This window comes from Pseudomonas sp. SIMBA_068, assembly GCF_046534705.1.
Classification (GTDB): domain Bacteria; phylum Pseudomonadota; class Gammaproteobacteria; order Pseudomonadales; family Pseudomonadaceae; genus Aquipseudomonas; species Aquipseudomonas putida.
Map to the genome: position 1 here is coordinate 1 of NZ_JAWRYI010000304.1, position 292 is coordinate 292.

Below are 292 nucleotides of genomic sequence, written 5' to 3' on the forward strand. Positions count from 1 at the left end.
GAGCTTCTACGGGCGGCCGACAGGCACGAGGTGGCGTAAGTTGTTCCTTCGCCGGAAAAACATCGGTAAGGTAGGGGTCAGCATTCCAGACCCGCAAGGAGTAGTGATGAGCGAGGCGTTGTCCATCCACCATGACCAGGCTGGTCATCAGTTCGAGACCAATGTGGACGGTCATCGTGCCTACCTGACCTATATGGACCTGGGTAAGCAGACCCTGGATATCTATCGCACTTTCGTGCCCAACGCACTGCGTGGGCGCGGTATTGCCGCGGCGCTGACCGAGCAGGCGCTG

General features: G+C 59.2%; 1 protein-coding gene. It reads left to right on the forward strand.

The window, feature by feature from the left end:
- Positions 1–106 precede the first annotated feature (106 nt).
- Positions 107–292: GNAT family N-acetyltransferase (locus SB756_RS29280; RefSeq protein WP_410913048.1), on the forward strand; the 186-nt coding region annotated here is incomplete at its 3' end.